We start from the raw sequence: 17313 nt of genomic DNA, 5'->3' as shown, positions 1-17313 counted from the left end.
TCCCCTCGGAAAGAGCACGATGAACTACTCCTGTAGCCGGTATGAGCTGAAGTGCAACGAGTGTGGCAAGCGGTTCGGCAACCAACCTCTCTCCGCCTGCCCCGATTGCCTAGCCCCCCTCGAAATTTCGTATGACCTTGAGGCCGTCCGCGGTCTTTTCACCAAGGAAAACATCGCAGCCGGTCCAGCGAGCATCTGGCGCTATGCAGCTCTTCTCCCCATCCCGGAAGGTTTCCAGCCCGATCTCCCCGTAGGCTTTACTCCTCTCGTCCGCGCCAAAAATCTGGGCAAGCGAATCGGTGCGGCCAATCTCTACGTCAAGAACGACGCCGTCTGCTTCCCAACCCTCAGCTTCAAAGATCGCGTCGTCTCGGTCGCCTTAGCCAACGCGCAGAAGTTCGGCTTTGACATCGTCGGCTGCTCCTCTACCGGCAATCTCGCCAACTCAGTCGCCGCGCAAGCCGCACGCCTGGGCCTCAAGGCCACCATCCTCGTCCCCGCTGACCTCGAGCCCGCCAAGATCCTCAACACCCTTGTCTACGGCGCGCGCCTGGTCCGCATCGACGGCAACTACGATCACGTCAATCGCCTCTGCACCCAGATTGCCGACGAGTACGCCTGGGGGCTCGTCAACGTAAACCTCCGCCCCTACTACGCCGAAGGTTCGAAGACCGTCGGCTATGAGATCGCCGAACAACTCGGCTGGCGTCTTCCCGACAACGTCGTCGTCCCCATGGCCGGCGGCTCGCTCATCCGAAAAATTCGCAAAGCCTTCAACGAACTCATCTACCTCGGCCTCGTCGAAGAGAAGCCGGTTCGCTTCTTTGGAGCCCAGGCCTCCGGCTGCTCGCCCATCTCGGTCGCCGTCAAAGAGGGAACCGATGGCATTGAGCCCCAGCGCCCCAATACCATCGCCCGCTCGCTGGCCATTGGCAACCCCGCCGACGGCCCCGCGGCCGCCAAGATGATCCGCAGCAGCGGCGGGTGGGCGGAGGACGTCTCCGATGTCGAAATCGTCTCCGGCATTCAGGAACTCGCCGAAACCGAAGGCATCTTTACCGAGACTGCGGGCGGTGTCACTACGGCAGTCACGGCTCGCCTCTACGCCGATGGCCGCATCTCGGCAAATGAGACCACGGTCACATGCATCACTGGCAACGGACTCAAGACCACCGACGCACTCATCGGTCGCTTCCAACAGGAGCGCGCAGTCCGCCCACGGTTAGCAGACTTCGACGCTTACCTCCGCGAACTCGACGGAATCACAGAACCGGAACTGACCACCGCAGGAGCCCTCTAATGTCTATCAAAGTTACTCTTCCAACTGCCTTCATCCGCCACACCGATGGCCGCAAGCACTTCAGCTCCTCGGCTTCAAATCTCCCCGGCCTCATCGCCGATATCGATCAGACCTTTCCCGCACTGTCGACCCAGATCAAGGATGAAGAAGGCAAGCTACGCCGCTTCATCAACATCTACGTCAACGACGAAGATATCCGATTCCTCGGTGGCGAAACCTACGCCTTTCAGGAGGGCGACGAGATCATGCTTATCCCTTCCATCGCTGGTGGAACCGTCTGAACCGAAATAGTCGTCCCGGCCGGAGCATCGAACAGATGCTTCATGGCCGTATCACTCGATCAACTTCATGGTTTCTGCTTCAGGAGAAAGCCTTTGATCCGATCCGCGATCTCTTCGCCGTGCGTCTCCAGGGCGAAGTGGCCGGTGTCCAATAGATGCGTCTCGAGATTCTTCAGATCGCGACTATATGGGGCGGCACCTTCAGGCGGAAAGATGTAGTCGTTCTTGCCCCAGACGATCAGAGTGGGCGGCTGATACTTGCGGAAGAAGGCCTGAAACTCGGGGTAGAGCGGCACATTGGATCCATACGAGAGAAAAAGATCCATCTGTATGTCGAGATTCCCAGGACGGTCCAGGCCGACTTGATCTAAAACCCACGCGGTCGGATCCAGTAATGTCTTGTCGGCCACTCCGGTCTCGTATTGCCACTGGGTCGACTTTTGGTCCACCAGAAAATTGAGTGCCTTCCGGTTCTCCGGGGTAGGTTCAGCCCAATACTTCTTGATCGGATTCCAAAATTCGAGTAGTCCCTCCTCATATGCGTTGCCATTCTGGACGACGAGAGCCTGCACCCGGTCAGGCAAACGCAACGCAAGCCGATAACCGATGGGTGCGCCGTAGTCCATCACGTAAAGCGAATATTTCGTGAGGTTCAGTGCCTGGACGAACCCCTCCACAGTGTTTGTCAGATTCTCAAACGTATAAGCAAAGCTCTTGTGGTCGGGCATACTGCTCAAACCAAATCCGGGATAGTCAGGGGCTACAACGTGGAATGAGTTCGCAAGCAACGGAATCAGATTACGAAACATATTCGACGAAGTCGGAAATCCGTGGAGGAGAAGAATCGTAGGCGCGGATTCTGGTCCTGCCTCTCGGTAGAACACGTCTTGTTCGTTCACGCGAACCGTTTTGTAGTGAACAGGGAATCGTGCAGAAGAGGGCGTCGTCATCGTGCATCTCCATTTCAATAAATTTGCAGGGATGACGAAAGTCACCCCAACATTTTCCATGGGCCCTTACCGAATACGCTGGTTAGAGCATTCAGAGAGCAAGAACGATGCCGGAAAAATGGGAAGTAAGGAAGATACCAAGCCGAACCTGCGCGATTAGCCTGCTTTTTAGCTAGAGATTCACCTCCCGCAACGATATTTCTGGCTGCAGGAGCAACGATTCAGCGCCAAAACACCTCATATCACCTGTAGCCATACCGCGACCCGCGGCAATTTGTAGTAAGAAAGAAGGTCACTTATGTTTCTCATTTTGGCTGTTGTTTTGGTATTGCTTTGGCTTGGAGGGTTCTTCGTTCTTCACGTGAGCAGCTTCCTCATTCATCTGCTGCTGATCTTTGCTTTGATCTCGATCATCATGAATTTTGTTAGTGGCAGACGCACCGTTTAGCTCGAAATGAACTAGTCTCCAAGTTAAAGGCCGAACCCATCTGGGCTCGGCCTTGTTGTTGAACTGCCTAAACTCTACTGATGAGCGATAGGCTGAGGGAGCTCGATCCCAGCTGAAGGCATGACGTTTGCGAGCGCTTCAGGAGTCTCTTCCTGCAGTTCGGGCAGATTGCCTTCAAGCGCCAGCTTTAGCACCTGGTCCATCTCCTCGACAAAATGCAGCTTCATGCTGGTCTTGAGCAACTCAGGAAGATCTGCCATATCCTTGCGGTTCTCCTCCGGCAGAATTGCTTCGAAGATTCCAGCCCGATGCGCGGCCAACAGCTTTTCCTTCAACCCGCCGATGGGAAGCACCTTGCCCCGCAGCGTGATCTCACCGGTCATCGCAATGTCGCGCCGAACCTTGATCTTAGTAAGAGCACTCGCAAGCCCCGTAGCGAGCGTAATGCCAGCCGACGGACCATCCTTCGGAATCGCTCCCTCCGGTACGTGCACATGGATATCCACGTTCTTATAAAAATCCTTCGCTAAACCCAGATGATGAGAGCGCGAACGAATATACGTCAGCGCAGCCTGGGCCGACTCCTGCATTACATCACCAAGCTGCCCGGTGGCAGTCATCTTGCCTTTGCCATCGAGCACCTGCACCTCGGTTTGCAGAATCGTCCCGCCCATCTCCGTCCAGGCAAGGCCTGTGACAAGACCTACCTCACTCTTCTCATGCACCTGCGAGTCGCGGAACTTCGCGACGCCTAGGATGTCCCCGAGATTCTCTCCGGTGATGGTTTCCTTATGTTCCGCGCCGTTCTTCACCACACGACGAGCAACCTTACGGCACACATTCCCGATCTCGCGTTCCAGATTCCTGACGCCAGCCTCGCGAGTATAGCCACGAATAATCTGCTTCAGGGCGTCGTCTTCGAAGATGATCTGCTCGTCCGTCAGCCCAGTGGCTTCCCGCTGCTTCTTCACCAGGTACTGCTTCGCGATCTCCAGCTTTTCGATCTCGGTATAGCCATGCAGCCGTAAAATCTCCATGCGATCCTGCAGCGGGCCCGGAATCGTATGCAGCACATTCGCTGTCGCGACGAACAAAACCTGCGACAGGTCGTATTCAACGTCCAGATAATGATCCTGGAACGACGTATTCTGCTCCGGATCCAGCACCTCGAGCAAAGCACTCGCCGGATCGCCACGAAAGTCCGAAGCCATCTTGTCTATCTCATCCAGCATGAACACCGGATTCTTGGTCCCAGCCTTCTTCATCGACTGGATAATCTGCCCCGGCAGCGCACCAATATATGTCCTTCGATGACCGCGAATCTCGGCTTCATCCCGAACGCCGCCGAGCGACAGCCGCACGAACTTACGGCCCGTAGCTTTGGCAATCGACATCCCCAGCGAAGTCTTTCCCACACCCGGAGGTCCGACAAAGCAGAGGATCGATCCCTTAGGATTCTTCACCAGCTGACGAACCGCAAGGAACTCAAGAATCCGTTCCTTGATCTTCTCCAGCCCGTAGTGATCTTCGTTCAAAATCTGTTCTGCATGCTCGATCGAGCGAATCTCCTTCGACCGCTTCTTCCAGGGCACAGCCAGCAACCAGTCCAGATAGTTCCGCGACACGGTAGACTCAGCCGACATTGGGGGCATCGCCTCCAACTTCTTCAGCTCCTGAAGCGACTTCTCCAAAACGTCCTTCGGCATCGCTGCTGCTTCAATCTTCTTCTTCAGCTCATCGAACTCCGACTTCTCTCCCCGACCAAGCTCCTTCTGGATCGCCTTGATCTTCTCGTTGAGGTAGTACTCCTTCTGAGCCTTCTCCATCTGCCGCTTTACACGCGACTGAATGGTGCGATCCATATTCAGCTTTTCGATGGCCACATCAAGCACATCCGCAACCTTGGTCAGTCGGTTTTCCGGATCGAAAACTTCGAGCAGCTGCTGCTTCTCCTCGATAGAGAGCTGCAGGTTCGCTGCGATCGTATCTGCCAGCTTGGCAGGCTCATCCGCGCGCACACTCGCCGCCATCGTCTCGTAGTTCAACGACTGCTGCAGCTTCACATACTGCTCAAACAGTGAGTGGACTCGCTGCATCAACTGCTCCACCTGGGGAGTCATCTCCAGTTGCGTCTGGCCGGTACGAACCGTCGCTACAAAGAAGCCATCGACATCATTGATCTCAGTCGCGCGAGCCCGCTCCACACCCTCAACCAGCACCTTAATGTTGCCATCCGGCATTTTGACGCTCTGAACGATGTTGCCAATCGTTCCCGTCTCGTAGATATCGTCGGCATTCGGCTCGTCCACGGAGGCGTCGTGCTGCGTCGCAAGAAAGATCTTCCGGTCACCCGATAGCGCCTCTTCCAGAGCCCGTACGCTGGACTCGCGTCCAACGACAAAAGGCGTCATCATATGCGGAAAGATGACCATGTCACGAATGGGCATCATCGGAAGCTTGCGAACATCGCCGCTTAGCGCTTTTTTTGGTTGATTTGTCATCTCTCTCCAATTAGACGTTAAAACGCCGGAAATGATGCAACGGCGTCGCGGCTTCAGGTGATTGTAATTCCTCGGACCTTATAAAGGTATTCCACAAAATGCGCCCGATGAAAATTGAAACCGCAATCCGCTCTTAAGCAGCAATCGCAACGACAGCTTAAGCCGTTGCGACACACTGAACATCAAAAAAACAACTAAACCCAACAATACGTAGCAATCCGCGCTCCACAACCACGCACTTCCTTAACCCGCTTTTTCCAATAGCATTGGGAGAGTCAGACTGTGTTTCTTCACCATCTCCGCTGTGATGGAAAGCTCTTTGACCTTCTTGTTCCCCGGAACGTAATACATCAGATCCAGCATCAACTCTTCCAGAATCATCCGCAGACCGCGAGCTCCAACCTTTCGCTGCAGGGCCTCACGAGCGATCTCTCGCGCAGCCTCGTCGGTGAAGATGACCTTCACGCCCTCGTAGTCGAATAGCTTCGTATACTGCTTCAAGATCGCATTGCGTGGCTTGGTCAGAATCTCTACCAGGGCCACCTCATCCAGCTCGTCTAGGATCCCCAGCACCGGCAACCGGCCGACAAACTCTGGAATCAACCCGTACTTCAACAAATCCTGCGGCTCTGCCTGACGCAGCAGTTCTGCATCTCGCTGAGCCCGAATCGGGGTTACATCTCCGTCTTTCGCGTCGGGATCTGCAATTGCCTTGAACCCCAGTGCCTTCTTGCCAATCCGTCGCCCAATCACCTTCTCGAGGCCAACAAACGCTCCCCCGCAGATGAAGAGGATGTTTGTCGTATCAACAGCCGTAAACTCCTGGTGGGGGTGCTTTCGTCCTCCCTGAGGTGGCACATTGGCGACAGTACCCTCCAACAGCTTCAACAGGGCCTGCTGTACTCCCTCACCCGAAACGTCACGGGTAATCGAGGGGTTTTCATCCTTGCGTCCGATCTTGTCAATCTCGTCGATGTAGATGATCCCGCTCTGTGCCCGCTGCACGTCTCCGTCTGCTGCCTGCAGCAGCTTCAGAATGATGTTCTCAACGTCTTCGCCCACGTATCCAGCCTCAGTCAACGTGGTGGCGTCCACAATCGCGAACGGCACATCCAGCATCTTCGCCATCGTCTGTGCCAGCAACGTCTTACCTGAGCCCGTTGGTCCTACCAGGAGAATATTCGACTTCGCCAGTTCCACATCGTTGCCGCGGGTCTTGTTCATCTGAATGCGCTTGTAGTGGTTGTAGACCGCCACTGCGAGCTTCTTCTTCGTCTGGTCCTGTCCGATCACGTACTCATCCAGAAACGCCTTTACCTCCTGAGGCTTAGGCAAGTGAGCAGGCGCTGCACCTGGCTGCGTTTCAGTGCGATCGTCTTCCAGAATCGAGTTGCAAACCGCCACGCACTCATCGCAGATATAAGCCCGTGGATAGTCCGAAGGAGATGAGATCAGCTTGGCGACGGCGTCCTGCGATTTATGGCAGAAAGAACAGCGAAGAGATTCGTCTGAGCCCCGTGAAGTTTTCATAGATGCGACTACTCCTGAGTCGTGCGCGCAACAAAGTCTTACTGTAAGTTTACACCCGATTCAACTTACAAAGCATGGTTCGAGGGTGCACCACAGTACCCCGAAATAGTCATATACGCAAGAGCCCGAACCATAGGCTCGGGCTCTTGCAATCCAAGTGCCGTAGTTATGTGCGAGGCCGATCGATGATGTCGTCGATAATCCCGTACTCTTTCGACTGCGCGGCCGTCATAATGAAGTCGCGCTCCACATCCCGCTCGATCCGTTCCAGCGTCTGGCCCGTGCTGGCGCTCATCAGCTTGTTCGTAATCTCGCGAATCCGCAGAATCTCGCGCGCGTGAATGTCGATATCGGTAGCCTGACCGCTCAGGCCCCCCATCGAAGGCTGATGGATCAGGATTCGCGAGTTCGGTAGAGCAAATCGCTTGCCTTTCTTACCCGCCATCAACAAAAACGCACCCATGCTGGCAGCCTGCCCAATGCAGAAGGTCACCACATCGTTTTTGATGTACTGCATCGTGTCATAGATCGCCAGGCCGGCTGTGATCGATCCACCTGGCGAGTTGATGTAGAGCTGAATGTCCTTCTCCGGGTCCTCGCCGCTCAAAAACAGCATCTGCGCAATGATCACATTGGCAATATTGTCATCGATCGGTGTGCCCAGAAAAATGATGTTGTCCCGCAGCAGACGGCTGTAAATGTCGTAGGCGCGTTCGCCCCGGCTCGTCTGCTCGATCACCATCGGTACTAGTCCCATAACACTCTCTTTCTTTCTGTCCGTTAGCAATCCGACAACTTCACTCTACGAAGCCAGCTTCTCGTAGAGCACGCTTCCAGTCTTCTCGCGCCGCATCTGCTCGCGAATCCGGTCCAGCCCGCCATCGTTCGACAGCCTGTCACGAAGGGTCTCCAGTGGTTCACGCGATTGAATCGAGAGCAACAACAGCTCGCGCTCCAGATCCTCCTCGCTCAGCGTGACACCCTCCACCTCGGCAATGCGGTCGAGGATCATCGAAACCTTCACCTCGTTCAGAGCGAGATCACGCTGAGAGGCGCGCAACTGCTGGAAGTCCAGCTTGCGCATATCCTCCACCTTCATGCCCTGTTGCGCCAACGCACGCAGCCCGCGATCCAGCCGTGCCTCGATCTGTTGCTGCACGAACGCCTCAGGAACAGGGAACTGGAACTTCTCGATGAATTCTCCGAGCATCTTGTCCTTCGCAGCATTCTCGAGGGCGCTCTTCTTGCGATCCGACGCATGCTCGCGCAGCTTCGTCTCGAACTCATCCCAGCTCTCATAGTTACCCAGCTGCTTGGCAAACTCCGCATCCCGCTCAGGGAAGCTCTTATGCTTGATGCCCTTCACGGTCACGTCGTAGCTCACCGTCTGTCCTGCAAGACGCCGCTCGCCGAAGTCCGCCGGATAGTCCACCTCAAACTTCAGCTCCTGCCCAGCTTTCGCTCCGCGCAGCGCTTCGTTGAAGGCAGCCAGCGTATTCTTCCCGCCAATCTCGATCAGCACATTCTCGCCCGTAATCGGTTCGTTGGTCGAAGCGTTCTGCACTCCATCCTCGGTCACCGTCTGCGCCAGATCCTTAATGTCGCCGCGGAACTGGATCTCCGCCCAGTCGCCATCCACCAGCGGCCGATCTTCTTCCACCGGCTCAACGGTTGCGTGGCTGTCCAGCACACGAGCCAACTCGGCGGCGTACTCCTCGTCGGTCAACGCAGCCTCAGACTTCGTCACCGAAACACTGTCGTAGCCCGCAACGTCGATCTCTGGAGCGACTTCAAACGCAGCCTTGAACTTCAACGGCTGTCCATCGAAAAGCTGAAGATCCAGCAACTGTGGCTCCGACACAGGACGCAGCTTCTGTTCGTCGATTGCCTTGCGAAAACGCTCCGACACCAGGCTCTCCAAAACCTCTTGTCGAACTTCCTTGGCAAACTTCGAGCGCACCAGTGTCTCCGGTACCTTGCCTGCGCGAAAGCCAGGGATTCTCGCCAGCTTCTGGTACCGTTTCACCACGGTCTTGAAGCTCTTCGACACCTCATCCGCTCCAACCTCCACCTCAATCTCGCGGGTCAGTTCGGGGTTCAGTGCGGGAGCATGCTGATGCGTATGCTCATGGTCGTGAGCGTGGTCATGATGTTCATGCTCATGCGTAGTCGCTACTTCTGGCTGCAGCTCTGCAGTCTCATTTGTCTCTGTCATCTCAGTCGGGGTCAAATCCATGCCTTCCAGTCAGCGTCTGTTTATGCCGCACCGTCGCCGATACCCTGACGAGCGCGATCCACGCCTCTTATCTACTGTACGAGTCCGGGACTGAGGGGGTCAAACGTCGTCCCATCTTTCGATCTCTTCCGGTCGATCAGAAGCCGCAATCCAATCGCTCCATCCACGGAAAAGCTGCTCTAAAAGTGCTCCGGCGAGGCCGAACTCAGGGAGAATATCTCTAACCGAATCCTCCACTGGGTTGACTGCCCCGGCTGCAGCACCACCATTCCGGTATCTTCCTGTTTGGCCCACTCTCGCCCGAAGGGATCGTCGTAGTTATACTGTGGCTCGATCGAAATATACGATCCATCGAGCGGTGCGTACACCCGCAAAGCCTTGATGGTAGGTGACGTTGCCGTGATACGCAGCCCATAATCGCTCTCCGGATCGCGCAACTCCGCTACCGGCCCATCCGTCATGATGCCCCGCTTCAACTGCACAAAGCTATCGTCGAGATTCAGGGCGCCCAGTTGGGCTCCATTCCTGCCCGTAAAGTCATACTCGGTCCCCGTAACCGGCAGTAGGCGTCCACTCAGCTCACCGGTGCGGCGATCCTTCACTTCTGCTCGAAGCCCCTCTGGCAGTCGCAGAACCATCTGCCCGCGATGTCCGCTAAGAATGGCAAACCTCGGGTGCCAGCCGATCCCGATCGGCTCTGCAGTATCGCCGATATTATGGGCGACGATCCGCAATTCAATCGCCCTTCCGCTTAGCTCCACGGTCGTAGTAATCTCCGTTTGCGAGAGCCAGTGGCCATCAAAATTCCCCGGCCGAAACGTTGCTTTCGCCTCTCCTCCATCCGGCATAATATTGGTGTTCACCGAGGTGGAAGGCTCCTTCAGCAGCAGGCCGCCGGCGGCTACCGCACCATCCAGCCCATAGCTATCCTTCACGCCCGTCGGCAGGTTCAAATGAACTCCTCGCCATACAGCCGTCACGTCCGCCCCATCCGGTGTCCGTGTCCCCGAGAGACGGCCTGCCCAGGGCGTTTCAATCGCCGCGCCCATCGCCAGGCTCTTTGCTCCTGTAGCATCCACCCCAGCGCCGCTCAACTGTTCCGTCGCTTCGCTCAATGGCGGCGAGGCAAGCAGATTCATCTCGCCCTTCTGTGGAAGATAGGCAGAAATCTGCAGCATGTTCATCCCACGCCCCGGCAGCAGAGTAGCCGACAGAAACTCGGGGCCGCTTCCACCTATCATCTGCGTGCGCTGCAGTTTGATAACCTCCTGCCCACCCGGACGAAACACCACATCCGGCTTCGGCTTGGCCTGAAGCTGCTTCTTCAGCATCGCAAACTGTCCCAATCTGTGGGTTCGCCATCCAAAGGCCAAACCCGCCAGCAGCAACGTCAAAACCAGCACAGTCAGCATGCCGGAGCGCATCACTGCCACGTGCCATATGCTTCTGCGACGCTTAGCGGCCCACTCCTTCAGGAGCGCCCAATACATCCTGCTCAGTCTCGGATCTTCCAACTTCCCGCCTATTCCCGTCGTGACATACAAGCATCATTCTACTGAGTTGTTTGACGCACCCATCGTCCCGACCGTCTGCCTCCAACTATCATTAGAAAAGTGACGCCAGCCAATACACAAAGTACGTCTCCACTCCTGCTGCAGATTCGTGAAACCATCATCACTTGCGAGCGGTGCCCACGCCTTCGCGATTACTGTCGTGGTATCGGCGAAACCAAACGCCGCGCCTACCTCGATCAGACCTACTGGTCACGCCCTGTACCCGGCTTCGGCGATTCTCGAGCCCGAATCTTGATCCTCGGTCTCGCCCCAGGTGCTCATGGAGCCAACCGCACTGGCCGTCCATTCACCGGTGACGGCTCCGGCGACTTCATGTATCCGGTCCTCCACGAACTCGGGCTAGCCAGCAAGCCCCGCGCCGTAACCCGCGACGATGGCCTCAAGCTTCGTCACGCGTGGATCGCTTCCGTCGTCCGCTGCGCCCCGCCCGGCGACAAGCCTCTCCCGCAGGAGATTCGCAACTGCGGCACCCACCTCGCCCAGGAGATCCAGGCCCTGCCGCGCGTACGTGTCGTCGTGTGCCTCGGAAAGATTGCTTTCGATGGATATATGGCCCTCCTCTTGCAAACCGGCGTCATCACTCGCAAATCTGACTACCACTTCTCGCACGGAGCCGAATATCCTCTACCGAACGGCCTGCATCTTCTCGCCACCTACCACCCTTCCCTGCGTAACACCAACACCGGTCGCCTGAACCGCGTCATGTTCACGCGCGTCTTTCTACGGGCAAGGGAACTGGCCGGACTCTCTGTCTAAAGCTGGTTCTTTTCACCGAATAGGTCCAAAGCAAAAAAAGCAGGCCCCACGATCATTGCAAGAAAAACAAGTGCGATCACAACGTCTCTCATCACTCACCTCTTCCACAATGTAGCGTGCCGCTCCTGGGTCTTCGCAGACATACAAAATTAGGGAGCCGCTTCGCCATTATCTTGAGAGATTCCTCGTAACTGCTTCAAACGCTTAGCAATATCAAGAAACAACCAACCAAATGCTACCCCTGCGAATCTTACTTACCCAGAGACGTAAAATCTCGCACGAGGTATTCGAATGAGTGCAAAGAACTACTGGCTTGCCTTCGGAATCGGCGTTTCCGCGGGGGCCGCAATCGCTCTCCTCTATGCTCCTCAAACTGGAGTCAAAACCCGCAAGCAGATCCGCAAAAGGGCGGAGAACGCTGGCGATTATCTGGAGGATGCAGGCAACTACCTGAAGGCTCAAGCCGAGCGCCTCAGCGATGAGGCTCAAAAGGCTATTAAGCGAACCAAGGGCCAAGTGGAATACGCAGCCGACAAGGCAGGCGACGCCGTCAACAGTGTTGTAAAGACCGCTCAATCGCTGGTCTAGAGTTTTTCACTGTACCAATCTGCCTTCTCTGGAAGGTGCAACATCCCGAGCCTCTTCGGGATGTTGCACGTTAAGCCACGATTCCAAATGAAAAGCCCCAGCAAAGTAGCTGGGGCTTTTCGTTCACCATTTTCTGACCTAAACAGTAGTAAGTTCAAGCCCAGCTAGCTTCTCCTCGCCATCGGCAGAGATGGGACGATAGAACAGCTTGTTGTTCTCCATGTAAACCTCAAGGAACGCTGGACGCTCAACAATCCCGCCGCCGATCAAAGCCTCCGACAGAGGATCCTCAACAAACCGCTGTAGCGCTCGACGCAAAGGTCGCGCACCATAGCTTCGATCCGACGCCGTCTTCTCGATGATCCACTTCTTCGCATCGTCGGTTACAGAGATCGTGATCGCCTTGTGCACCAGGTTCACGTTCAACTGCTGCACCAGCAGTTCGAGAATCTGCATCAGGTCCGCATCCGACAGCGACGTGAAGATGATGATCTCGTCCAACCGATTCAGGAACTCTGGATTGAAGGTCCGTTTCACCTCGCCTCGCACCAGTTCTTCCATCTTGTCCAGCACCATGTCTTCCTTTTCGCTTTGGAAGCCAAGACCCTGCCGCTTCTGCAGATGCTTCGCTCCAATATTCGAGGTCATGATGATGATCGTGTTCTTGTAGTCGACCGTATTGCCGAGTCCATCCGTCAGCTGCCCGTCTTCAAACACCTGCAATAGCAGATTGAATACATCCGGATGGGCCTTCTCAATCTCATCGAGCAGCACCACGCAGTACGGATTCCGCTTCACTCGCTCGGTAAGCTGACCACCCTCTTCGTAGCCCACATAACCCGGTGGCGAACCGATCAGTTTGCTAACGGAGTGCTTCTCCATGAACTCCGACATATCAAAGCGAATCAGAGCCTTCTCGCTGCCAAACAGGAACTGCGCCAGCGTCCGCGCCATCTCCGTCTTGCCCACGCCGGTAGGCCCAAGGAACAGGAAGCTTCCAATCGGCCGCGCAGGATTTTTCAACCCGGCACGTGACCGTCGAATCGCCCGCGCCAGCGCCGAGATTGCCTTATCCTGCGAGATCACGCGCTTGTGCAGCTCTTCCTCAACGCGCAGCAACCGCTGCGTCTCCTCTTCCTTCAACGAAGTAATCGGAACGCCAGTCCAGCGGCTCACCACGTCTTCGATATCCCCGCGCGTCACGATCCCCGCCGAAGAATCATCCAGGTGATACTTGTCCCGGAGCGCCCGCAGATTCTCCCGCTCCTTGCGCTCTTCATCCGAGTAGAACCGAGCCTTCTCGAACTCATGATTCGCAATCGCGTTCTCCATCCGGTGCACGATGAACTTGATCCGCTTCTGCACCTCGGTCAGTTCCTCAGGCATCGAGGTCTGCCGCAGCTTCACCCGAGCACCCGCTTCATCGATCAAGTCGATCGCCTTATCCGGCAGGAAGCGATCAGGAATATAACGACTGGAGTGCGACACCGAGAACGTAATCGCGTCGTCGGTATAGCTCACCGCATGGAACTTCTCGTACTTCTCTTTGATTCCCATGATGATCTTGATCGCATCTTCCTCGTTTGGCGGAGGAACCTTCACCGCCTGGAATCTGCGCTCAAGGGAACGGTCCTTCTCGATCGATTTCCGATACTCCGCAGGGGTCGTCGCGCCGATGCACTGAATCTCACCGCGGCTCAACGCCGGCTTCAGAATGTTCGCTGCATCAAGCGAACCCTCCGCCGAACCAGCCCCAACCAGGGTATGCAACTCATCGATGAACACAATGGAGTTCTGATTCTCCATCAGCTCCTTCATGATCGTCTTCAGCCGCTCTTCAAACTGCCCGCGATACTTCGTGCCCGCAACGATCAACGAAAGATCCAGCGCCAGCACCCGCTTGTCGGCAAGGAAGCTAGGCACCTCGCCATCGGCAATCTTCTGCGCCAGCCCTTCAACAATCGCGGTCTTACCCACTCCAGGCTCACCAATCAACACCGGATTATTTTTCGTACGCCGGCACAGAATCTGAATCACACGATCAACTTCGCTATCGCGCCCGACCAACGGATCCAGCTGCTGGTCCATCGCCGACTGCGTCAGATCTCGCGAAAACTCCGCCAGCATGCTCTGTTCGCCGCGCTGTCCCTTGCTTCCACTCGACGAAGGAGCCTTCTCCTGCGTCGTCCGCTGAAGTTCTTCGCGAATTGCCGGCAGCCGCAATCCTCGCTCCTGCAGAATCTCTGCGGCAAAGCACTTCTCTTCGCGCAGAAGTCCCAGCAGCAGATGCTCGGTCCCTATATGTTTATGCGACAGCCGTTCTGCCTCTTCCGCCGCATACGCCAACACCCGCTTGCATTCATTCGACAGCGGCAGATCGACCGAGGTCGATACCTTCTCCCGAATCGTCGTGTGCCCTTCAATCTGTTTGCGGATCGACTCCACCGATGCGTGCGACCGCAAAAAGCGGTTCGTCAAAGCCTTGTCCTCACGCAGCAACCCAAGCAGAAGATGCTCGGTCTCGATGTAAGGCGACCCAAACTGACTGGCCTCATAGCGGGCAAAAAAGATCACCCGCCGCGCCTTCTCCGTATAGCGTTCGAACATATATCCCCTTCAAGCCGGTCACCACCCAGCCCGAAGGCCGCATAGCGCCGTTGGTCCCAACAACCGTCTCCGTGCCGCTCGCTCCCGGAGACCACTCAGGCTACTTCAACCTACGAAGCATCCATCCCACTACTTCTTAGTGTAGTCGCATGCACAAAATATTCGAAATCACTCGAAAGTTATGCATAAACTTAGCACTCTTGTTAGACGTGGCCTGTGCAAAACCAGCACCAAATTGGGTGCACTGTGTATGGAATCAATCTTTCCCGTATATTGGATGAGTTTATCGAGCCCGAAGGAGCTGAAAAAGGGCTAAATTCATATCTTGATTCACTAAAGTGTTGATCAGCAACTGGGTCTCGCTTCAGTGCGCCGATTCAGATTGAACCATCGCTCGCCCATCCGTGAGCCTGCCTTCCCGCAGCTTTAGCACCCGGTCACACCGTTCCGCAAACTCCAGATTGTGCGTCACCAGGACACTCGTAAGCCCATGCGCCTCATGCAGACGCTGAATCAAACCGAACACCGCCTCCGCGGTTCTCCCATCCAGATCTCCCGTCGGTTCATCTGCTAGCAGCAGTTTCGGCTCCGTGACCAAGGCCCTCGCCACGCTCACCCTCTGTTGCTCCCCTCCGCTCAACTCCCCGGAACGATTCTCCCCTCGATCGCCAAGCCCCACCTCGTCCAACCAGAATCGCGCCTTCTCCAGCGCCTCCGCCGATCTGATCCCGCGAGCCAGCAGAGGCATCGCGACGTTTTCGAGCGCCGTAAACTCTGGCAGTAAGTAATGAAACTGCCATACATACCCCACGTCCCGATTGCGAAACTCCGCTGCCTGCCGCGGCGTAAGCGAACTCAATCGGCTCTCACCACACCAGACCTCTCCAGCCGTAGGCGTATCGAGCGCCGCCAACAGATGCAGCAGGGAACTCTTCCCCGCGCCGCTTTCCCCCACAATCGCAACCATCTCCCCCGCATGAACCTTCAGGTCCAGCCCACGAAACAGCTCCAGCCCGGCTCGCCCCGAACCACTCTTCCCCGCAACGGCCTCATACGTCTTCGTCAGCCCCACCGCACGCATCACGACCGTGCGCTCCCGCACCACAGGCAGCGGCTCCAGCGTCCCCTCATTCTCAAACCTCACATCTCCATCCAACGGATCGCTCAACCCTTCACCTCATCATCCATTCCCAATAGAAATCTCATCTCGACCGGAGGCGGCGTTTTGCCGACGTAGTGGAGAGCCCCCCGCATTTGCCTTCAGCTATGTATCTCTGCACCGAAGCTTTTCGCAGCGTCGTGCTCCGGCCGCCTTCCAAGTGAAATCGCAATGCGATTCCACGCATTCATCGTCGTAATTGCCAAAGTAAGATTGACCGTCTCAACCTCATCGAAGTGCGCCCTCACCTCGTCATACACGGCCTCCGGAGCATGCCCCTCCTGAATATTCGTCACCGCATCCGCCCAAGCCAGCGCCGCCCGCTCCCTCTTCGTATAAGCCTCCGACTCTAGCCAATCCCCAACGCCCGCCACCCGCTCCGCAGTCTCATTCGCCCTCTTCAACTCAGCCGTATGGACACGAACGCAATACTCACACCCATTCATCAACGAAATCTTCAACCTCACAAGTCCCAGCAACGAAGCCTCCAGCCTCGTCTCTGTATTCAGGTAGTGCTCCAGCGCCGTCATCTTCGCTAACCCCTCCGGCGCCAACTGCCCATACCTCAATCTCGGTTCCATATTTGCTCCATGCTGGGACGTGAGCCGATTTTCTCAATACTAGAAGTCTAACGCTCGTTAAACATTGAACCAACTTGAACTTGCATGCTGTAGCATGCTGTCTTATGCCGCGTCCAAATTCCACGATGCTCAACATCGTTTTCTTAGTCGGCACTTCTTTTGCTTTGGCTCAGACGCCCTCTACGAACGGTGTCAAACCGATCACGATATCTCGAATACATCAGCTATACGCCGAAGATCAGAACGAAAACCCAGGCAATATTACTGAACAAGAGCACAACCGGCATGGAGTTGTTCGGCGATCTGAGATTCGATTGATGCTTGCCAAAGGGGAGATCGAAACCGCAGGTGACTTTCATGATGCTGCCGTCCTCTTCCAGCATGGCGAGGCGGCGGATGATTACATGATGGCTCACATCTTTGCGATTGAGGCTCTTTTGAGAGGCGATAACTCCTCGAAGTGGATTGCTGCGGCAACGCTAGACCGGTACCTGCAAATCATTGGTAGACCACAGATTTTCGGCACGCAATATGACGCCGAAGCCGCAAGCGATGCTTCCAAAGAACAGGGCAAACTTGTCGATCCCAAGGTTGCGAATCTTAGACGGACGCAATCCCCATATAACGACGAACTCTTGCCGGACAGTGTTCGAAATGATTTTTGCGTTCCCGACCGTATACAGCAGAAGAAAAATTTAGAGGTTCTAAATACAGGGCATTATCCCGAACACATGGTTCCTGCTGGCTGCTCTCGATAGGATCATGTTGCTGAATTCTCACAAGATCAGCCGCTGATTGAGCA

15 protein-coding genes are annotated in these 17313 nt (G+C 55.9%); 6 read left to right on the top strand and 9 right to left on the bottom strand.

The annotated features are described in order from the left end of the window. Nucleotides 1-19: 19 nt before the first annotated feature. Both thrC and RBB76_RS25200 read left to right on the top strand, forming a co-directional pair. Nucleotides 20-1300: a threonine synthase gene (thrC, locus tag RBB76_RS25205; RefSeq protein ID WP_429633889.1), complete on the top strand. Its 1281-nt coding sequence runs from the start codon at nt 20-22 to the stop codon at nt 1298-1300. Continuing rightward, entirely contained in the window at nt 1300-1581 is a 282-nt protein-coding gene (locus RBB76_RS25200; protein WP_429633888.1) for a MoaD/ThiS family protein, read from the top strand. Before thrC ends, RBB76_RS25200 begins: the two co-directional genes overlap by 1 nt. 65 nt (nt 1582-1646) lie before the next feature. Here the strand turns inward: RBB76_RS25200 and RBB76_RS25195 are convergent, their stop codons facing one another. Continuing rightward, nucleotides 1647-2531: an alpha/beta fold hydrolase gene (locus RBB76_RS25195; protein WP_429633886.1), complete on the bottom strand. Its 885-nt coding sequence runs from the start codon at nt 2529-2531 to the stop codon at nt 1647-1649. 298 nt (nt 2532-2829) lie between these two features. Between RBB76_RS25195 and RBB76_RS25190 the strand changes: the two genes are divergently transcribed. Further along, nucleotides 2830-2979 (top strand): lmo0937 family membrane protein, encoded by a 150-nt coding sequence (locus tag RBB76_RS25190; RefSeq protein WP_183980309.1) that lies wholly within the window; start codon nt 2830-2832, stop codon nt 2977-2979. A gap of 74 nt (nt 2980-3053) precedes the next feature. On the opposite strand, the gene lon is transcribed toward RBB76_RS25190, so the two are convergent. The 5 genes from lon to RBB76_RS25165 all read right to left on the bottom strand — a co-directional run bounded on the left by lon (nt 3054) and on the right by RBB76_RS25165 (nt 10670). Further along, the gene (gene lon / locus RBB76_RS25185) at nt 3054-5480 is read right to left on the bottom strand and encodes an endopeptidase La (RefSeq protein ID WP_429633882.1); all 2427 of its coding nucleotides are present in this window, start codon (nt 5478-5480) and stop codon (nt 3054-3056) included. A 243-nt stretch (nt 5481-5723) separates the two neighbouring features. Then, nucleotides 5724-7010, bottom strand: a complete 1287-nt coding sequence (clpX, locus tag RBB76_RS25180) for an ATP-dependent Clp protease ATP-binding subunit ClpX (RefSeq protein ID WP_429633880.1) — start codon at nt 7008-7010, stop codon at nt 5724-5726. A 166-nt stretch (nt 7011-7176) separates the two neighbouring features. Then, entirely contained in the window at nt 7177-7797 is a 621-nt protein-coding gene (gene clpP / locus RBB76_RS25175; protein WP_256369948.1) for an ATP-dependent Clp endopeptidase proteolytic subunit ClpP, read from the bottom strand. A 15-nt stretch (nt 7798-7812) separates the two neighbouring features. Beyond that, a complete protein-coding gene (gene tig / locus RBB76_RS25170; protein WP_429633878.1) occupies nt 7813-9225 on the bottom strand; it encodes a trigger factor in 1413 nt (470 codons plus the stop codon). Nucleotides 9226-9425: 200 nt separating this feature from the next. Further along, nucleotides 9426-10670 carry an aldose 1-epimerase gene (locus RBB76_RS25165; protein ID WP_429633973.1) on the bottom strand — a complete coding sequence of 415 codons (1245 nt, stop codon included), beginning with the start codon at nt 10668-10670 and terminating at the stop codon, nt 9426-9428. A gap of 189 nt (nt 10671-10859) precedes the next feature. Here RBB76_RS25165 and RBB76_RS25160 point away from each other — a divergent pair, with 189 nt between their 5' ends. Both RBB76_RS25160 and RBB76_RS25155 read left to right on the top strand, forming a co-directional pair. Then, complete coding sequence (locus tag RBB76_RS25160) at nt 10860-11576, top strand: uracil-DNA glycosylase (RefSeq protein ID WP_429633876.1); 717 nt, start codon at nt 10860-10862, stop codon at nt 11574-11576. A gap of 291 nt (nt 11577-11867) precedes the next feature. Beyond that, nucleotides 11868-12164: a YtxH domain-containing protein gene (locus RBB76_RS25155; protein WP_429633874.1), complete on the top strand. Its 297-nt coding sequence runs from the start codon at nt 11868-11870 to the stop codon at nt 12162-12164. A gap of 138 nt (nt 12165-12302) precedes the next feature. Here the strand turns inward: RBB76_RS25155 and RBB76_RS25150 are convergent, their stop codons facing one another. The 3 genes from RBB76_RS25150 to RBB76_RS25140 form a co-directional block, all read right to left on the bottom strand. After that, nucleotides 12303-14771: an ATP-dependent Clp protease ATP-binding subunit gene (locus RBB76_RS25150; protein ID WP_429633872.1), complete on the bottom strand. Its 2469-nt coding sequence runs from the start codon at nt 14769-14771 to the stop codon at nt 12303-12305. Between the two features lie 364 nt (nt 14772-15135). Further along, nucleotides 15136-15939, bottom strand: a complete 804-nt coding sequence (locus RBB76_RS25145) for an ABC transporter ATP-binding protein (protein WP_429633870.1) — start codon at nt 15937-15939, stop codon at nt 15136-15138. A 92-nt stretch (nt 15940-16031) separates the two neighbouring features. Beyond that, the gene (locus tag RBB76_RS25140; protein ID WP_429633867.1) at nt 16032-16511 is read right to left on the bottom strand and encodes a carboxymuconolactone decarboxylase family protein; all 480 of its coding nucleotides are present in this window, start codon (nt 16509-16511) and stop codon (nt 16032-16034) included. Nucleotides 16512-16636: 125 nt separating this feature from the next. Here RBB76_RS25140 and RBB76_RS25135 point away from each other — a divergent pair, with 125 nt between their 5' ends. Beyond that, nucleotides 16637-17269, top strand: a complete 633-nt coding sequence (locus tag RBB76_RS25135; RefSeq protein WP_429633864.1) for a hypothetical protein — start codon at nt 16637-16639, stop codon at nt 17267-17269. Nucleotides 17270-17313 lie beyond the last annotated feature (44 nt).

It is taken from the genome of Tunturiibacter psychrotolerans (assembly GCF_051013365.1).
GTDB classification, from domain to species: Bacteria; Acidobacteriota; Terriglobia; order Terriglobales; family Acidobacteriaceae; genus Edaphobacter; species Edaphobacter psychrotolerans_A.
Note: the sequence above shows the minus strand (reverse complement) of the source record. Positions and strands in the feature narration are given on the sequence as shown.